This is a genomic window from Streptococcus castoreus DSM 17536, from assembly GCF_000425025.1.
In the GTDB taxonomy this organism is placed as follows: domain Bacteria; phylum Bacillota; class Bacilli; order Lactobacillales; family Streptococcaceae; genus Streptococcus; species Streptococcus castoreus.
Genome location: NZ_AUKZ01000020.1, coordinates 16,351 through 34,032, shown reverse-complemented (window position 1 = coordinate 34,032; position 17,682 = coordinate 16,351). Strand labels below are relative to the sequence as shown.

13 protein-coding genes are annotated in these 17,682 nt (G+C 38.8%); all 13 read right to left on the bottom strand.

Features of this window, described 5'->3' with window-relative positions; genetic code table 11:
• Window positions 1-354 (bottom strand): hypothetical protein (locus H346_RS0106505; RefSeq protein WP_027970372.1); only part of this gene is annotated, 354 nt, incomplete at its 3' end.
• A 9-nt stretch (window positions 355-363) separates the two neighbouring features.
• On the bottom strand, window positions 364-1,542 hold the full coding sequence (locus tag H346_RS0106500; RefSeq protein WP_027970371.1) for an SIS domain-containing protein: 1,179 nt from the start codon (window positions 1,540-1,542) through the stop codon (window positions 364-366).
• Window positions 1,543-1,562: 20 nt separating this feature from the next.
• Window positions 1,563-2,285 carry a GntR family transcriptional regulator gene (locus H346_RS0106495; RefSeq protein WP_027970370.1) on the bottom strand — a complete coding sequence of 241 codons (723 nt, stop codon included), beginning with the start codon at window positions 2,283-2,285 and terminating at the stop codon, window positions 1,563-1,565.
• A gap of 160 nt (window positions 2,286-2,445) precedes the next feature.
• Entirely contained in the window at window positions 2,446-3,981 is a 1,536-nt protein-coding gene (locus H346_RS0106490) for a zinc ABC transporter substrate-binding protein AdcA (RefSeq protein WP_027970369.1), read from the bottom strand.
• Window positions 3,982-4,266: 285 nt separating this feature from the next.
• Complete coding sequence (locus H346_RS10960) at window positions 4,267-5,559, bottom strand: LPXTG cell wall anchor domain-containing protein (protein ID WP_051188365.1); 1,293 nt, start codon at window positions 5,557-5,559, stop codon at window positions 4,267-4,269.
• Window positions 5,560-6,194: 635 nt separating this feature from the next.
• Complete coding sequence (locus tag H346_RS0106475) at window positions 6,195-7,538, bottom strand: DEAD/DEAH box helicase (RefSeq protein WP_027970367.1); 1,344 nt, start codon at window positions 7,536-7,538, stop codon at window positions 6,195-6,197.
• A gap of 175 nt (window positions 7,539-7,713) precedes the next feature.
• Window positions 7,714-8,721, bottom strand: coding sequence for a phospho-N-acetylmuramoyl-pentapeptide-transferase (mraY, locus tag H346_RS0106470; RefSeq protein ID WP_027970366.1), 1,008 nt, complete (start codon window positions 8,719-8,721; stop codon window positions 7,714-7,716).
• A 1-nt stretch (window position 8,722) separates the two neighbouring features.
• Entirely contained in the window at window positions 8,723-10,978 is a 2,256-nt protein-coding gene (pbp2x, locus tag H346_RS0106465) for a penicillin-binding protein PBP2X (protein ID WP_027970365.1), read from the bottom strand.
• 3 nt (window positions 10,979-10,981) lie between these two features.
• The gene (gene ftsL / locus H346_RS0106460; protein WP_027970364.1) at window positions 10,982-11,305 is read right to left on the bottom strand and encodes a cell division protein FtsL; all 324 of its coding nucleotides are present in this window, start codon (window positions 11,303-11,305) and stop codon (window positions 10,982-10,984) included.
• Window positions 11,306-11,309: 4 nt separating this feature from the next.
• Entirely contained in the window at window positions 11,310-12,260 is a 951-nt protein-coding gene (gene rsmH, locus H346_RS0106455) for a 16S rRNA (cytosine(1402)-N(4))-methyltransferase RsmH (protein WP_341830606.1), read from the bottom strand.
• A 254-nt stretch (window positions 12,261-12,514) separates the two neighbouring features.
• The gene (locus H346_RS0106450) at window positions 12,515-14,143 is read right to left on the bottom strand and encodes an ABC transporter permease (protein WP_027970362.1); all 1,629 of its coding nucleotides are present in this window, start codon (window positions 14,141-14,143) and stop codon (window positions 12,515-12,517) included.
• A gap of 4 nt (window positions 14,144-14,147) precedes the next feature.
• The gene (locus H346_RS0106445; protein ID WP_027970361.1) at window positions 14,148-14,882 is read right to left on the bottom strand and encodes an ABC transporter ATP-binding protein; all 735 of its coding nucleotides are present in this window, start codon (window positions 14,880-14,882) and stop codon (window positions 14,148-14,150) included.
• 666 nt (window positions 14,883-15,548) lie between these two features.
• Complete coding sequence (gene tkt / locus H346_RS0106440; RefSeq protein WP_027970360.1) at window positions 15,549-17,534, bottom strand: transketolase; 1,986 nt, start codon at window positions 17,532-17,534, stop codon at window positions 15,549-15,551.
• Window positions 17,535-17,682: the final 148 nt, after the last annotated feature.

Here is a 17,682-nt window from a genome sequence, read left to right as displayed (position 1 = left end):
TTCTTTTAGGCGTTTGACTGACCATTCGGTGAGACAATCTGGTAGACGACTTGTGGTGGTGGCATCGTAGCCTGTTTTTTCATAAGCCAAAAGCAGACCTGCTGTTTCGTCACGAGCCTTCGTTGCGGGTAGACCGTATTGCGGATCTAGCAAAATAGAAGAGGCATAGGGGGTTAATTCCTCTGACACCAAGACTTTGAGGGCTTCCATTTGCGCAACGGTTGGTGGTGTCGATTGATGAGCTGCCATCATCCGTTTTAGGGCTCCACGTTGGTCAAATGCTAGAGATGATATAAGCCCTTCCTGGCTGACTTTTTCTAAAAATTTGTATTTTGCTTGAGATAAGTGACGCATTGATCCCTCCTAATTGCTAGTGTATTCGTGAATGGTAACCCCTTTAACCACACGATTAACGGTCCCTGTGGCAGATGGTGTATCAGGAAGATTACCAACTTTAATAGATGACAAGAGTGCTAACAGTTGAGCCACCAAAATCATAGGGAAAGCTAAATAAGCTTCCGGTAATAACTGTGACAAGTCTAAACATAATTGATGCCCACCAAAGTTTTCTTGCCCAGTCTGCAAAACAGCTACCGTATCAAGAGCAATGGCATCTGCTTTTACTTCTTCTAAAATATCCAAGTCGTATTGTCTAACATAAGGATCATTTGCTACAAAACCAATTACCAAGGTTTTATTGTCAACAAAAGATTTGGGACCATGCCTAAATCCCATAGAAGAGTCATAAAGCGTTGCAATCTTGCCAGCTGTCAGTTCTAAAATCTTGAGCTGAGCCTCTTGTGTTAACTTCGCTAATGGACCTGACCCCAAATAAACCAAACGGTTAAAATCTAAATCAACAAGTCTTTGCAATTCCTTTTCATTGCCAATAATAGCTTGTCCAGCTAAAACCATTTCATCAACATAAGTTTGTTTTTGTTCAAGGCTTGTTTGGGAATCAAAAATGAGTAGGGCAGCCAACATCATACAGGTGAAACTTCCAGTCATGGCAAAACCTGCATCATTGGAGTCATCTGGCATTAAATAAACATAAGAACGATCATCTCTCTGGCCTTTTCTCGCCAATTCCCCATCTTTAGCACATGTAATGATCAAATGATAAGCATTAGGAACTAACTGGTTCACCAAATCAACAGCTGCTACACTTTCAGGACTATTACCACTTCTTGCAAAAGAAACCAAGAGGACGGTCTCTTCCTCAAATAAATAATAATGCGGGGCAGCAACAAGGTCTGTTGAAGCTAAACTACTAAAACAATAGCGATGTCGATCTCCAGCCATGGTCACATAAGGACAAATCGTATTTCCCACATATTCAGAAGTCCCTGCTCCTGTGAAGATCACTTTCACCTTATCTTTGTTAGCGCTTTCGCAAACCTTATTTAAAAAAGAAACAACTTGATCCTGTTTTTGCCAAAAAGAACCAATGGTTTCTTGCCACAAACGGGGCTCTTGCTGAATTTCCTTGGCAGTAATCACTGCACCAAGCGCTTCCAGTTCTGCTTGTGTTTTTGAAAACATTTAATAACCTCCAATTATTTTTAGCCATTTGGGCGATGTTGGATACGGTACCTAAATTGATCCGCCCTTGCAATACTAAAGGTAAATTCAATTAAAATATTTTTATCATTATACGTTTTACGAATAATATGTAAGACGGGATCTCCCTTTTTTATCCCTAAAAGATTTGCCTCATAATCTAGGGCAATACTGGCATAAAACTCCTCCTCCGCTAGGCGGATTGTCTCTTGAAAATCTTCAGCAAATAACTCATACAAAGGTTTTTGTTCCAAGTTTTCAACCGTCAACCCAGAAAATACTGCTGCTGGAATATAAGACCGCTCAAACATTAAAGGCATCTCATCAGCAATCCTAAGACGCTCTAATTCAAAAACATCTATATCAGTATCTAACTCTAAAAGCCTTGATAAATAAGGGGTTATTGGGTGCTGTTCAAAGGAAAGAATCTTCGTTTTGGGAATCTTTCCCATTTTTTTCATCTGTTCTGTGAAGCTATACGTGCTGGACAAATCAGTTGCAGGTTCCTTAATTCCTGAAACATAGGTTCCTTTCCCCTGCTTTTTATAGATTAAACCTCGTAATTCTAATTCTTTAAGGGCTAGTCTAACAGTAATGCGACTAACACCGTAACACTCACTCAGTTCTCGTTCAGACAATAATTTATCATTGGCTGCCATGCTCTTTCTGATTTTAACTTCCAAGGCATCGACAAGCTGTAAATAGAGCGGTTGTTCCTTTTCCATCCAATCACCTCTAACTTGTTATAACCACTTAAAGTATATTATAATATTAAGTTATCGTCAAGGTATTCTTGAGAAATATTAAACTTTTTTTATCAAAAATAAAAGAAATGAAACAAAAAATCAACCTAAAGAGATCTTTAGGTTGATTTTTTAATGATAATTAGTGGGCATTGATTTCTTGAGCGATTTGGCGACCAGATAAACTTGAACGGTAATAGGTTGGCCAATTTTCTAACTCTTTGTGAAGCTTTTCTTGGCTTTCACCTCCCCAGTACAAATGGAAATGCTCTGCTTTTTCTGGTGCAATGGCATGGTCACTAAACTGAACATATTTGAATTCACCAGCATCTGTTTCCTTGGCTTCAAACATGAAACGCACACCACGATTTCCTTTAGGATAAGTCAAGATTTCTTTTCCAACATACTTATAAGTGAAAGTTTTCTTTTCCCCGTTGCGAACAAAAGTCATGGTGTTTTTCTTACCATTAATCTTGATTTGTTTCACATCTGTTTTATATCCAGTAGTGTAATAGTCTTTATATTCAGCGGCCGTCATCTTACCTTTAGACTTTTTAGACTTGTAATCCCAAACTTGATCCAAGGTGCCATCTTGGAGATAGGGATAAACCGATTGCCAATTCCCAGACCAATCAGATAATTTACGGTCTTTAACTTCTTTATCTTTAAAGTAACCATTGTAAATTGTCTTAGTGGTATCTTTTTCAGGAAGAATTTCTTTACCAGCAACATCTGTTGTTAAACGTAAGGCATCAAGGTTTTTACGCATCACAGTGATATAATCATCACCAGCTTTCAGTTGCTTTTCGGTTAAGCTTTCAAGTGGACTAAGGACAGCTGTTTTAACCCCTGCTTCTTTAGCTAAAGTTTTAGCGACCTTATTTGAGGCATTTTCTTCAAAATAAATATATTTAATACCATATTTTTTTACGTATTTTGAAAGGGCTGCAATACGTTTGGCAGATGGTTCTGTATCAGGTGTTACACCATTAATTGGAATTTGGTTTAAGCCATAATCAAGAGCCATATAGGTAAAGGCAGCATGTTGGGTCACAAAACTCTTTTGCTTTGCTTCTGAAAGAGCGTTTGTGTAGTCTTTATCAAGTTCTTTCAACTTTTCAATATAGGTAGCCGCATTTGCTTTAAAAGTGGCAGCTTTTTCTGGGTAAGCTTTTGACAGGCTATCACGAATGTTTTCCACAACGGTAATGCTCCGATATGGCGATAGCCAAACATGCGGATCATAGGCATGGTGGTGTTCTTTCTTTTTATCCTGTTTTTTGTCAGCCGTTTCATGATCGTGGTCATGAGCAGCCCCTCCTAACAGCAGCATGTTACCTGTTCCTTTGACGATGGTCACTTTTTTAGATTTTAACGATTTTTTCACATCAGAAACCCAAGTTTCCATATTATCGTCCATGTAAACAAATGCATTCGCATCTTGAATTTTTTTGATGTCTTTTGTAGAGGGTTCAAAATCATGAGGCTCTGCCCCTGCTTTCATCAGCATAGATACCTCACCGGCACTGCCGACAACACTTTTAGTAAATTCATAGACAGGATAGAAAGTTGTCACTACTTTTACTTTCCCCTCTGCTAATACTTGTTTTGCTTGAACTAGCTGCCAAGCAAATGAAAAACCAATAAAACTAATCATTAAAAGAATTTTCTTTTTCATGATTCCTCCTTTGTATATACTTAACTGGTTAAAAGTCTACCTGTTAAGTATAGCACACTCTTTTTCTTTTTCCAAATTTTTGCTTTTTTATCAAACACGTAAGGAAAACAACACTTCTGGTATCCTTTCTCTTCATGTAAGGACTGCTCACAACCAGCTGAAATGGTTCCTAAACTGATAATAGACTGACCTACTATTTCAGCTAGTAAGACATGACGCAAAAAGACAGACCTTGCTTGATCTGTCTTTCTAAAACTGTATTTTGGTTTTATTTTTGAAAAGAGATTAGTATTCTCTACGTTTAGCAGATAGAGTAAGTAGCCCCGCACTAGTCATCACTGCAACCGCTGCCGCTGTGAAGAATGGGTTAGTGGTTTCGCCAGTAGCTGGCAAGTGTTTTACTGATGTAGAGTTAACAACTGGTTTAGCCAGTTTTTGTTCCTGATGTGGGGTTTGAACCTGTGAAGTGCCAGCCCCTTTTTGGCTTTCAGAAGGGGTCACCTGTGGGGTTGGTTTTACTTCTGGATTTTGAGGTTGACTTGGAACTTCAGGTTTTTTGGGCTGTTCCTCTGGTTGGCTTGGAACCTCAGGGTTCTTTGGCTGTTCTTCTGGTTGGTTTGGAACCTCAGGTTTCTTTGGTTGTCCTTCTGGTTGATTTGGAGCTTCAGGTTTTTGGGGAACTTCTGGCACAGCTGGAGCACCAGTATCGCCCTTGTCGCCTTGGATACCTTGGTCCCCCTTGTCACCTTTCTCCCCGCGCTCACCTTGGGCACCATCTTTGCCGTCTTTACCATCTAGTCCATCTCGACCTGCTGCTCCGGCTTCTCCTTTATCTCCTTTTTCGCCTTTAGCACCATCTTTGCCAGCTTGACCAGTATCACCTTTTGGTCCTTGCTCTCCTTGAGGTCCCATTGGACCAGTTTCTCCTTGGATTCCTTGGTCACCTTTCTCTCCTTTCTCACCTTGGGCACCGGGCTGTCCTTGAGGTCCCATTGGTCCTTGTTCGCCTTTTTCACCTTGAGGTCCAACCGGACCTTGGGCACCATCTTTACCAGGATCTCCCTTCTCACCTTTCTCACCTTTTTCTCCCTTAGGTCCAGCTATCCCGGTATCTCCTTTAAATCCTCGTGGACCGGTTGAACCAATTGGACCTTTTTCACCACGATCCCCTTTAGGTCCTTGCGGACCGGCTGGACCGCGCTCACCATTTTTACCAGCTTCTCCCTTAGGTCCAGCGGGTCCTGGAACCCCTGGTTTGTTATCTAGCATCTCTACCATACGATAAACATTTGTATCAAACGGATTACGTGCAGCAAAGTATGCTTTCAAGAATTCCTCTAATTTTTCTAAATAATCCTTAACTCCGTCCTTATCAGCTGTGGTTGACTTCAAGTAACTACTTAAAGTTGGAAATTTACCTTGTGCCTCTGTCAAAGATGTTAACGATGATTTAACTGAACTGATACTTGCTTGTGTACTACTAGCTGCCTGTACTGTTGTCCCCATAGCCATTAACAAAACGGCAGCTGAGGTTAAGCCGTAACGGCAGGCTAATTTGTTAATATGTCTTTTTTTCAAAACAATCTCTCCTCTAGTTCACTTTAATTAAAAGATACTCACATTTAACTGCAAGTAATCTCTCATAATTTTTACTAAATGATTATATAAAATAAATAATCGGGACGAAATAGAAGAATCCTTTTTTTCGGGGGGGGGGGGGTAAAAATGTGTTTCGAAAAACAGTCTATTTCGATAAAATTTTCTTATCTGGTACTCCATTGAATAAAACCATTTCAACGAGCCACAGCGATAAAGTCTTTAAAAAATTCTCTGCTTTTTTCTGTAGTGGATAACAGCATCGTCATATCAGAGAAGTTTTCTCAATCAATCTAGAAATAGGAGGAACCCCCCTTATGAAATCATGAAAATCCTATTAAAGACCCTCTGCTTCGCCTTTCTATTTACGAACAGATTTCATTTGATTTTCTTCGCTTTAAAAACGTTAAAACCAAAAGTGTAACTGCATTTTGAACATCAAAAAAGAGAGAAACACTTGTTCTCTCGGACTTAGCTTTGTCGCCATCTACTCCTATTGACAAATACACCAAAACGAATCGTGAGGAAATCTCTGATGGGAGAAGCCTTTGCTACTTTTTCTTTATGTTAAAGTAGCGGTATCTTATTAAGTGGTAGAAACAAGCCTAGTTTAAATTTTAGAAAGTTTGTTTTTTTGCCTTACGTTCTGCTCTACCTTTCGCACGGGTTTTTGCACGACGTTCCTTACGTCGTTTTTCATCAACTGCCCACTGGATTTTTTTCTTATAACCTGGTTTTACTTTTTTCTTTTTCTTTTTTACCAAGCCAATCATTTCAGTGTCTAATTTTTGGTAGGACTTTTCACGATTTTGGCGGCGATCACGGTCATAAGTCTCTTGAAATTCGCCATTTTTTAATAATTTGGGTGTGAAAGCAATTCCCATTTTTTCCAACTCTTTAATGTCTGAATCATCACTTGGTTGGTAAAAGGTAATGGCTGTGCCTGACATGCCATTTCGACCTGTACGTCCTACTCGGTGAACAAAGAAAGATAAATCTTGTGGGATGGCATCATTAATAACATGACTAACCCCCTCAATATCAATTCCCCTTGCTGCCAAATCGGTTGCCACAATGTACTCAAAATCAAGTTTTTTGACTTGGTTCATGATACGCTTACGCTCTCTTGGTGGAATACCGCCATGAATTTTGGCAACTTTTAAACCATTGGCAACAAGAAAGCCGTGCAGATCATCTGCTCGTTCTTTGGTATTCACAAAAATCATCGCTAGATAAGGCTGCATGGTTTTTAAGCATTCCAAAATTTGACCATTCTTATCTCGACCTTTTGTAGAGACCAACCAGTTATCAATGGTGTCAGCAATGACCGTTTCTGTCTTGATTTGCTCAATGACAGGATTGGTCAAATATTTTTTCAAAAAAGGTTGTAATTTTTGTGGAATGGTTGCTGAAAAAACTAAGATTTGCACAACTTTTGGAAGAGACGAGGCAATCTTATCAACAGTCTCTAAAAAGCCCATATCCATAGTCATATCTGCCTCATCCACCACAAAGGTCGTTGCCTGATGGATCGTTAAATCACCAGATGCTACTAAGTCATAAATACGTCCCGGAGTTCCAATAACAATGTGGGGTTGACTACCTTTTAACTTTTCGATCTGACGCTGTTTGTCTGTTCCACCCACGTAGTTAGCCAAACGAATAGTCTTGTCCGAATGCTTGGCAATTTGTTTGCTGGCTTCAAATATCTGCGTGGCTAATTCACGACTAGGAGCGGTAATAACGACTTGAACATTTTCTTTGTTTTCATCAAGTTTTTCAAAAATAGGTAATAAAAAAGTATGGGTTTTCCCAGATCCGGTTTTAGATTCTCCAACCAAATCACGACCCGAGTTAATAATAGGAATTAAACGCTGCTGAACCTCTGTTGGCTCCACAAACCCAATTTCATCCAGCGCTTTTTGAATGTAGTGTTTAAAATGATAATCTTTAAATGACATGTTCTACCTCGTTTTCTTCCCTATTATATCATTAATATCATTGACAAGCAAAAAGAGGAAAAGGACACTTAAAAACAAGGATTTCAAGGTCGTCTCCACTCCATTTAAAGTATTATCTTGTCCAACCAGTTGAGCAAAAGCAGTCACTCTGTTAATGCAATCACTACCTACTAGTTTACAGGTATAAAATCATAAGGGTAATCAAGCTAGCAACTATTCCAAGAAGCCATAAGAAAGCATCCACCTGCCACTCAGACCACTTATTTGCTTTACCAGATAAGCCACCTAATTCCAAATGGTGATGAAAAGGAGTCATTCTAAAAATACGTCTACCTTCTCCATATTTTTTCTTAGTATATTTGAAATATGACACTTGCAACATGACCGAACTGGTTTCAAGAACATAAACAATTCCGATAATCAGTAGGGTCCATTCTTGACGAAGAGCAATTGAAATGGCTGCCAACATGGCACCGAGCGCCAAACTCCCCACATCTCCCATAAAAATCTTAGCAGGTTTATGATTAAAGAGGAAAAAGCCAATCAAAGCCCCCACCATGATACCAATCAACAGCAAAACATCGAATTGTCTCTGAGTATAGGCAATCACTCCGTAAGCCAAAAGACTGATGACAACAGAAATAGAAGCCAAGCCATCAATACCATCTGTCAGATTTACTGCATTTGAAAACCCAACAACCCAAAACAAAACAAAGAAAAGATAAAAAATTCCTAAAGACAGGTGATAACCAAAGACATTAATTGATGCGATACCACTTGGACTCACATGTAAAAAATAGAAAATCAAACCACCAACCAACTGCAAGATTAACTTTTGTTTGGCAGTCAACCCCTCATTAATTTGTTTAAAGATTTTCAAAAAATCATCTAAAAAACCAATAACACCATAGAGGGTAACAACAGATAAGATGCCTGAAATCAAGCCAAAACTCTTACCATCTTGGAAATAAAAGAGTCCAAATAAAACAGACAAGCTTGTCGCCACAAGAAGAAAAACCGTTCCTCCCATCGTAGGTGTCCCAGCCTTAGCCAAGTGCTGCTTGACATCTTCGTGCATCTGTTGCCCACCAATTTTTTTTAACTGATAGAACTTAATAAAATGAGGCATTGCAAAAGCAGTCAAAACAAGGGCTACGAGGCTTGCTATAAGCGTTAAAAACATGTTAGTCTCCTAAGGTAATGGTAATTTTTTTGATTTTTTTCAAAGATTTTCCGACATCAATACTTTGTTTGACAACACGACCAGTGTCTGCGCCTTTAAAGGTAACATCGATTCCTGTCCACTTGGCAAAGGTTTTGACATTAGACTTGGTCCAACCGTACATATCTGGTAAATCGGTAAAATGATCTGAAAGTATGAGAATTTGCTGATTTTCTGCTAAATTTTGACCTGTCTTATGTGACATTTCTTTGATTTTGCTGCCGGTTCCAAGCACAACCGGCTGGATAAGATTACGACGCAACTCACTAGAGGTCTCACCAGGTCCTTTTCCGATAAAATTAGGCAACTGATAGGCGGCTTTATGACTTGCATCCGTAACAACCGGTCTACTTAGAGTATCTTTCATCAAATACGCCTCTTCCAAAACAGGATTGACCACCTCCTGCCAAAAGAGAATGCTCCAATGCTCTGGTTTTTTCATGGTCACATACATTAAAAAGTCAGGTTTATCTGCTGGTACCATGGCAACTACTGAATACACATAGTTGGTCAAACCACCATCTTGGTAACCACTACCATCTTCTGCACCAATTTGGGCAGTCCCCGATTTAACCGCAACAGGCAGGTTTCCAACCTTGATAACAGGACCATACGTTTTGGAATAGAGGGTTCCAAATACAGGGTCTGTTCCTACATTAATCATATATTGCCTTGTGTCACTAGCTGCTTTTTTAGAAACAGGTTTCCCCACAACCTCTTTATCAGCCGTCCTAAAACTTGCTGTGTTTGGATCATAAATTTGGCTGATAAATTGAGGTTCCAACATGGCACCATCATTGGAAATAGCGGTGAAAGCCCTGAGCATTTGGACTTCCGTAACTGAAATCCCTTGACCAAAGGCAGTCATCGCTTGGGTAACAATATTATCAGAAGGAAATATTCCAGCTTCCTCATTTCTCAAACCAAAACGGGTTGGAAAACCAAAACGGAATCGGGTGAGATAATTCATCCACTTAGCATTTCCCATTTTTTGTTCTAACTTGGTCATTCCAACGTTACTAGAAAAGGCAAAAGCTTGAGCATAATTCATATATTGTCCCGTTGAAATACCTTCATTGATTGACCAGTCTTGAATAGTAGCATCTGCAATGGTTAAACCATTAGCATTACTGAAAGTCTCATTAGGATCAAAGACCTTTTCATTAATAGCTGCTGCTAAAGTCATGACCTTCATAGTAGAACCAGGTTCAAAGTTTCCTTGATGTAAGGTGCTGTACCACTTATATTTTTTATCCTCAAGACCTTTAAGGGTGTCCGCATTATAGGTTGGTCGTTGAGTGGTTGCTAAAATTTCACCTGTTTTAGCATTTACCAAGGTGGCACTTGCAAGTTCGCCCTTGGCTTTTGCCTGAAAAGCGTCCATTTGAGTTTCCAAAAAGGTTTGGATAGGTTCAGACAGGGTAGTATAAACATCCTTACCATCAACAGCCTTCTTGACTGCCTTACCCGTTCCTAAAAGTGTATTCCCATTTCTATCTTTTTGGTAGGTAATCACTCCATCTTGACCGGACAACGTCTTATTAAGAGCTGCCTCAATGCCTGAATTTCCGACAAGACTCTTAACACCTGTTTTTTTGTCCTCGACCAGCGAAGCCAAGCCAATAAATTCGGAAGCAAAGGTTCCATTTGGATACATACGACCAGGGCTAGCTGTAAACGCAATTCCTTTAATTTTAGCAGCTTCCATTGCCTTTTGAATAGCTGACATGGTGCTGTAAGAAATTCCTGATCCTGATGTTCCAAAAGAAACTTGGAAAAGACCTTTGCGTTGGAGCTGCTTGATGACCTCTTTTTTCTTCATGCCTAGATGCTCTTTTAAAATATCAGCCACCTTGTCATACTGAGACGGTTGAACATACAATTTTTCATTAGAGGCAGATACGAAAGATTTATCAAGAATCGCATAAATGCTATAAGTTGTCGAATCTACTGCAATAGCTGTCCCATTACGATCATAAATAGTACCACGCTTCGCTTGGACGGTAACCGTTTCTTGGTAAACTTTTTTTGCCCCTTCTGATAAATTAACTCCAAACTTTTGGTCTGTCCCTATAATAATCATAAAATTAATGATGAAAATAAAGAAGATAAAGATCGTCAAGAGCATCATGTTTTGCCCAACCCGCACACGATTTTGTACTGGTGTTCGACGGTCGTGCACAACATAATCTAAAAAATATTTTTGCCATTTTCTCATAGATTACTCAACTTTCTTGATATTATCATTACGGTTGCTCAGACCAGCTTTTCCAGCAATGTCAACAATACGATCACGCCGTGACAATTCATTGACCTCTTGCTTGGCATTATTCAGCTCTGTTTTTTTATCTGAAATTTGGCTGTTCAAGCGTGTTATATCTTGTTGTAATTGCAATTTACGACTTTGCAAATAAATGATACTAACCGCCATTGTAATAGCCGTAACAATAATGGCAGCATAAAAAGCCTTCTCAATTCTAGAGAAAGTTCTTATTCTTTTTTGCAAGGCTTTTGAAACTGCCTGAGTTCTTTTTTCATTTATCATAGTCTTATTTCCGAATTTTTCTGATGACACGCAATTTAGCAGAATGCGCTCTGTTGTTAACCGCTAATTCTTCCTGACTTGGTAAAATTGGCTTTCGTGACACAAGTTCAAACTTGGGTTTCATTTCCTCAGGAATAAAAGGAATCCCCTTTGGCACATCAACCGTACTTGCTTCTTTAAATAATTGCTTCGCTAGACGATCTTCTAAAGAATGGAAAGTAATGACCGACAGACGACCATCAAGTGCTAAAAGCGCCATTGCATCCTGAATGGATTCATCAGCTGCACCAAGCTCATCATTGACTTCAATACGTATCGCTTGAAAGATTTGTTTAGCAGGATGCCCCTTTTTTTTCAATTCTTTAGCAGGCTTAGCAGACTTAATTAATTCTGCCAACTCTGTTGTTGTCTCAATTGGCTTTGCTACCCTTGCTTGCTCAATTTTTCTTGCAATCTGTTTCGAGAATTTATCCTCACCGTACTTAAAGAAAATACGAACCAAATCGTTAAAAGCATAATGATTAACCACTTGATAGGCAGTTAAAGTAGCCTGACGATCCATACGCATGTCAAGAGGAGCGTTTTGCTTGTACGAAAAGCCTCGTTCTCTTTCATCTAACTGTGGGCTAGATACTCCAAGATCATATAAAATGCCATCAATTTCTGTCACACCAAAATCAGCTAGACGTGCCTTCAGATTTCTGAAATTGTCCTTAATAAATGTTACCTGTCCCTTATCAATATAGGATTTGAGAGTCAGCTGTGCATTATCAATGGCTTTTTGATCTTGATCAAAGCAATACAGATGACCATGGCAACTAAGTTTGGACAACAAATAAGCCGAGTGACCTGAACCTCCTAGCGTCGCATCAACATAGATACCGTTAGGTTTAATGGCAAGCATATCGACAGTTTCGTGAAGAAGTACCGTTACATGATGAAATTCTTTTGTCATAATTTTAATTGTACCATACTTCAAAAAGTTTAGAAATGAAAAAGTAAGAGAAAAGGGTTTCATTCCACTTTAGAAAGAATCCCCCTATCTACTCTATTTCATAACATTCTAGCTTCTTTTTGAATTAACTCAAAATTACCTGAATAACATGCTTGAAATCTTCAAGCTATTCTTGCTACCTCAATATTATAACGCAAAAAACAGCCCTTAAGGACTGTTTTACCAAGAAAGGATTTCTCCTACCCAAAAGAAGGTTAAAGTTTATCTAAATTTTTCCAAAAAGTTTTCAACAACCAGAGGTGACAAAGCCCCATTCCGATAAAAAGAATGACCGCTAATAAACTATTGATTAAAAGAACTTGTCCTGTGATATTAGATAGGATGATTACCACAACACCTAGAAGACCACCTAAAATCAAATGGCCAAACACAAATGCCATCATTAGCCACTGTCCATTTCCTCTGGTGAAGAGTTGGGTCAAATCTTGCCACTTCAAATCAAGCAACTGATAATCACGCCTATACACAAATTCCCCTTGAACAATCATAGCAACAACAAACCCTAAACAAAAAGCTACTACCAGTAACAAATGAACTTTTAAAATAAAAATTCCAAGTCCTAAATAAACCACTAGAGGAACAATCAGTTGAAGTAAGAGAAGTAAGCGAAATTTTTTCAACAGGAACGTTTTGAGTTTAATTGGCAAGCTTTTAATAAAAATAAAGTTTTCTTTTTCAAGCGATATACCAACCCCAACAAAACTAGTTGGAGCGGCACACATACCACCCAAAACAATTCCTATCAACAAGGCAATGCCAAAAAATTCTGGTGAGAGGTGTTCAAACACTTCTGTACCATGTGATAAACTAGGAGTTACAAAAATGATCACATACAACAATGGCATCAGGTAAGTTTGAGTCAACAAAGTGGCATTTTGCAAGGTTGATAAGTGATGTTTTCGCATCAACTGATCCAGATTTTGCGCTCTATCAACACGACTCACTGGCTTCCTAGCTTGTTTTTCTTTGTTTTGATTACTAATATAAAGAGCTTCCTGATAATAGGCTGGCATGATTTTTTTAACAATACCATATAACATGATCAAAACAATAAGCAATGGTAACCCAAAATTGAGAAGAGTGTTGCCAGAAAATGGTGCTTGGACAACATCATAGAATCCTCTAAAGTAGAAAATTGTTGGATAATCAACTATTTTTCCATCGGTCATCATACGTTGATTGTTGCTGATATTGAGAATGAAAATCAAGGCAAAGGCACCAAAGGTAGAAACAAACATCAGTAGAGTTGACATAAGCTTTCGTCGATGACTCCTGACAATTAACCTTCCCACCCAAGCATTCAGACAAACCGCAAAAACCATGGAACTCACTAACAAGACTATAAATAGCAAAAGAGCTACTAAAATGGCAAAAGGGTTTCCTAAAATCTGCCAGTAGGCAATAAGAAAGAGAGACACTAAAGGCATTAAAAAGATAGCTCCCATTCCTAGCGAAGAAATGAGTTTAGCAACATATAGTTCCTCAGCTTTTACTGGTAAGTGAACATATAGCTTAACATCGTTACTTTCATAAAAAATGGTATACATGGAAGAAAATGCCACTAGAGTTGACATGATAAAGAAAATGGCAATATCAAATGAAAATATTCCTGGGTACTGGTTAAAGTTAACATCAAGAAACATGAAGATATAAATGACCAAATACATAACAATCATCGATGCTTGCTGTCTCATCATGCTTTTATAAGCCTTGAAGTTCTCTTTAGGGTGTTTTTCTTGACGTTTCTTTAAATTTGTCAAACTTTGTGGGTTAGAGTAGAGAATATTTATTTTAATGAGTTCCCAAATCGTAGACCAATTCATGTCATCACCCCTCTTCTTGTGCCTTACGACCCGCAAGTTCGAGATAAATACTTTCCAAGTCTTTCTCAGGATAATGCTCTTTTAATTCGTCAATCGTTCCTACAAAAATAAGTTTCCCCTTTTTTAAAATCCCAATACGGTCACATAATTGCTCCGCAACTGAAAGAACGTGTGTTGAGAAAAGGACAGTCTGACCTGACGCTGCATGTGCTTTCATCATTTCTTTTAGGTCAAAAGAAGCTTGTGGATCTAAACCTGTTAAAGGTTCATCCAAAATCCAAATATTAGGATTTGATACCAAAGCCCCAATAACAATTACTTTTTGGCGCATTCCATGTGAAAAATCATCAATGGTTCGATTAATATCATCGGTTAATTCAAAAAGATGAGTCAAATAGTCAAGGCGTTCTTTCCTGTCCTCATCTGAAACACCATAAATCTTAGCCAGAAACTGCCAATACTCATTTGCAGTTAAGTTTAAAAAAATATCAGGTGAGTCAGGAACATAACCAATTTGTTTTTTGATGGCTTCTCTATTCTTTTCAAGTAATTGACCATCAACCAAAACCTCGCCATAGCTAGCTTGGATAACGGATGTTAGGATACTGATTGTGGTTGTCTTTCCGGCACCATTGTGCCCAATTAACCCAAAAATTTCCCCATCTTTAATGGTAAGATTTAAATCACTTAGAGCTTCTTTATCACCATATAATTTTGAAACATGTTTAAACTCGATCATAGACCCCTTTTTCCTTTTCTACTGTTTGACTGTCCTAAACTGAGGACAAGACACTTCCTCTAAAATAAGCTTCTCCAATGACACTTTAAAATGGTAAAACGATTTTGATAGCAACAGATCACTAACAAGCAAATAGTTGTTCAAAGCTTAATTCAATGGGGCAGCAGCAACTAGAGGATTGCTATTTTTGTTAACTTATTGGAAACTGATAAAATAATGAATTTTCTAGATCATCATAGCTTGTTTCATCACATCCTACAGACGCCGTCGCTTCTTTTCTATCCTGTCTCCTTCTATTTTTGTTCTTATACATTAGTACAACTGAAATAATATCTAAATGATACTCCCTCTTGACATTTTTGTCAATAACTTATCGCTAACCGTCACGACAGACACAGCAAACCATGATTTCCGAATTATCGTGCCGATGAAAACAAGTTAGTTTAGATTTTTCTCTGTAGTCAAAAATCTGAAAACAATCCTTCATCTTGAAACATCTGAATATTGACATGCAAAAACTGTTATTTTCTTGTTAAAAATCTTTTATGCATTTGGCATGACAAACAGTCGTCCATTACTCATACCAAAGATAAAGAGAAAAAATAGACTAAGACTATTAAAAACCAGAGTAAGCGAGGCTAGCTTACTCTGGTTTTAGAGATATGATTACATTGATTGATATAAGTCAGTTGCATGTGCAACTGTGAAACCGTATTCTTCAAAAATGCGATTTCCCGGTGCTGAGGCACCCCATGTGTCAATAGTCAATGTTTTACCTGAAAGACCGACATATTTTGCCCAACCAAAGCTTGAACCAGCTTCAATAGCAAGGCGTTTTGTCACTGCTTCTGGTAGGATACTTTCTTTATACTCTGCTGATTGTTCATCAAAAATATTTTGAGCAGGCATTGATACCACACGCACATGAATACCTTCTGCTTCAAGGGCTGCTTGGGTATCTATAGCAAGTTTTACTTCTGAACCGGTTGCAATGATAATACCATCAAGGTCCCCTTTGGCTTCTGATAAAATATAGGCACCTTTATTAAGTCCTTCTTCTGCCAATTCAGCTGTACCTTCAAGAACAGGCAAGTTTTGACGTGTCAAGACAAGCATAGTTGGACGATCCGTCTCAGCAATGGCACGTTTCCAAGCTGCATTTGTCTCATTACCATCAGCCGGACGGATAACGTTCAAGTTAGGCATTGAACGCACACTTGCTAATTGCTCAATAGGTTCGTGGGTCGGTCCATCTTCACCAACAGCGATTGAGTCATGTGTCATCACGTAAACGGTTGGTAAGTTCTGCAATGCTGCCATACGAACAGCTGGAAGCAAATAGTTAGAGAACACAAAGAATGTTCCACCATACACTCGTGTTCCACCATGAAGAGCAATCCCATTCATAGCTGCTGCCATGGCAAACTCACGCACACCAAACCAGATGTTACGACCAGCATAATTATCTGCTTGAAAGTCTGTTTCAGCCTTAACCATGGTGTTGTTAGAAGCAGAAAGGTCTGCTGACCCACCCCAGAATGATGGGACTTGTTCTGAAATTTGTTGGATGGCTTGTTGACTTGACACACGGCTAGCCACTGAGCTACCAAGTTCATGAGTGTCAAGGTCTACTTGGGCGGCTTCGTTGGCAAAAGCTTTTTTGTACTCTGCTGCCAATTCAGGATATTCTGCTTCATAAGCTGCAAATAGGTCATTCCATGCTTGCTCAGCCTTTTCACCACGCGCTTGAAGTCCTTGGGCAAATCGCTCAGTCACTTCAGCAGGTACTTCAAAGTCTTGATGAGTCCATTGGTAAGCTTTCTTGGCAAAAGCAATGCCTTCTGCTCCAAGAGGAGCACCGTGAACTGCTGAAGTTCCTTGTTTTTCAGCACCATAACCAATAATTGTTTTAACTTCAATAATGGTTGGTTTTTCTATTTCTGCTTTAGCAACTTCAATCGCTTTTGCAATTTCGTCCAAATCATTGCCGTCTTTCACAAGGAGATGTTGCCAACCGTAAGCTTCAAAACGTCCTTTAACATCTTCAGTAAACGCCATTGAAGTAGGACCATCAAGTGAAATATCATTTGAATCATAAAGTAAGACCAATTTGCCAAGTTTTAAATGCCCTGCCATACTAGCTGCTTCTTGGCTGACACCTTCCATAAGGTCACCATCTCCATTTAAAGCAAAAGTATAATGGTTAACAATGTCAAATCCTGGTTTGTTAAATTTAGCTGCCAAATGAGCTTCTGCCATTGCCATACCCACAGCATTAGCGATCCCTTGACCAAGAGGTCCTGTGGTTGCTTCGACACCATCTGTATGATTCACTTCAGGATGTCCTGGCGTTTTAGAACCCCATTGACGGAAATTTCTCAAATCCTCAACAGACAAGTCATAACCAGCTAGGTGCAATAAACTATAAAGCATTGCACTTCCGTGACCTGCTGATAAGATAAAACGGTCTCTGTTTGACCAATTACGGCTTGTTTTTGGATTAATATTCATGAAATGATTCCATAAAACATAAGCCATTGGTGCTGCCCCCATCGGAAGACCTGGGTGCCCAGAATTCGCTGCTTGGATAGCATCCATTGATAGGGTACGAACAGTATTTACTGCCAACTGGTCAATTGCATCAAATGTCATAAATTAAACCTCTCTGTTTATTACAACTAAAATTAAACGTTTTCTATCCTCTATTGTATCACAAAAATAGACTGTTTTTTCAGAAATTCCTATAAAGTTCATAAATTCTTTTCTTAAAACCTAAGAAAATACCGTAGGCTCACTACAA

What these genes read in the sequence shown, in the direction of transcription:
- H346_RS0106500 (WP_027970371.1), bottom strand. Translation starts at nt 1,542, where the DNA reads ATGTTTTCAAAAACACAAGCAGAACTGGAAGCGCTTGGTGCAGTGATT.
- H346_RS0106495 (WP_027970370.1), bottom strand. Translation starts at nt 2,285, where the DNA reads ATGGAAAAGGAACAACCGCTCTATTTACAGCTTGTCGATGCCTTGGAA.
- H346_RS0106490 (WP_027970369.1), bottom strand. Translation starts at nt 3,981, where the DNA reads ATGAAAAAGAAAATTCTTTTAATGATTAGTTTTATTGGTTTTTCATTT.
- H346_RS0106475 (WP_027970367.1), bottom strand. Translation starts at nt 7,538, where the DNA reads ATGTCATTTAAAGATTATCATTTTAAACACTACATTCAAAAAGCGCTG.
- mraY (WP_027970366.1), bottom strand. Translation starts at nt 8,721, where the DNA reads ATGTTTTTAACGCTTATAGCAAGCCTCGTAGCCCTTGTTTTGACTGCT.
- pbp2x (WP_027970365.1), bottom strand. Translation starts at nt 10,978, where the DNA reads ATGAGAAAATGGCAAAAATATTTTTTAGATTATGTTGTGCACGACCGT.
- ftsL (WP_027970364.1), bottom strand. Translation starts at nt 11,305, where the DNA reads ATGATAAATGAAAAAAGAACTCAGGCAGTTTCAAAAGCCTTGCAAAAA.
- rsmH (WP_341830606.1), bottom strand. Translation starts at nt 12,260, where the DNA reads ATGACAAAAGAATTTCATCATGTAACGGTACTTCTTCACGAAACTGTC.
- H346_RS0106450 (WP_027970362.1), bottom strand. Translation starts at nt 14,143, where the DNA reads ATGAATTGGTCTACGATTTGGGAACTCATTAAAATAAATATTCTCTAC.
- H346_RS0106445 (WP_027970361.1), bottom strand. Translation starts at nt 14,882, where the DNA reads ATGATCGAGTTTAAACATGTTTCAAAATTATATGGTGATAAAGAAGCT.
- tkt (WP_027970360.1), bottom strand. Translation starts at nt 17,534, where the DNA reads ATGACATTTGATGCAATTGACCAGTTGGCAGTAAATACTGTTCGTACC.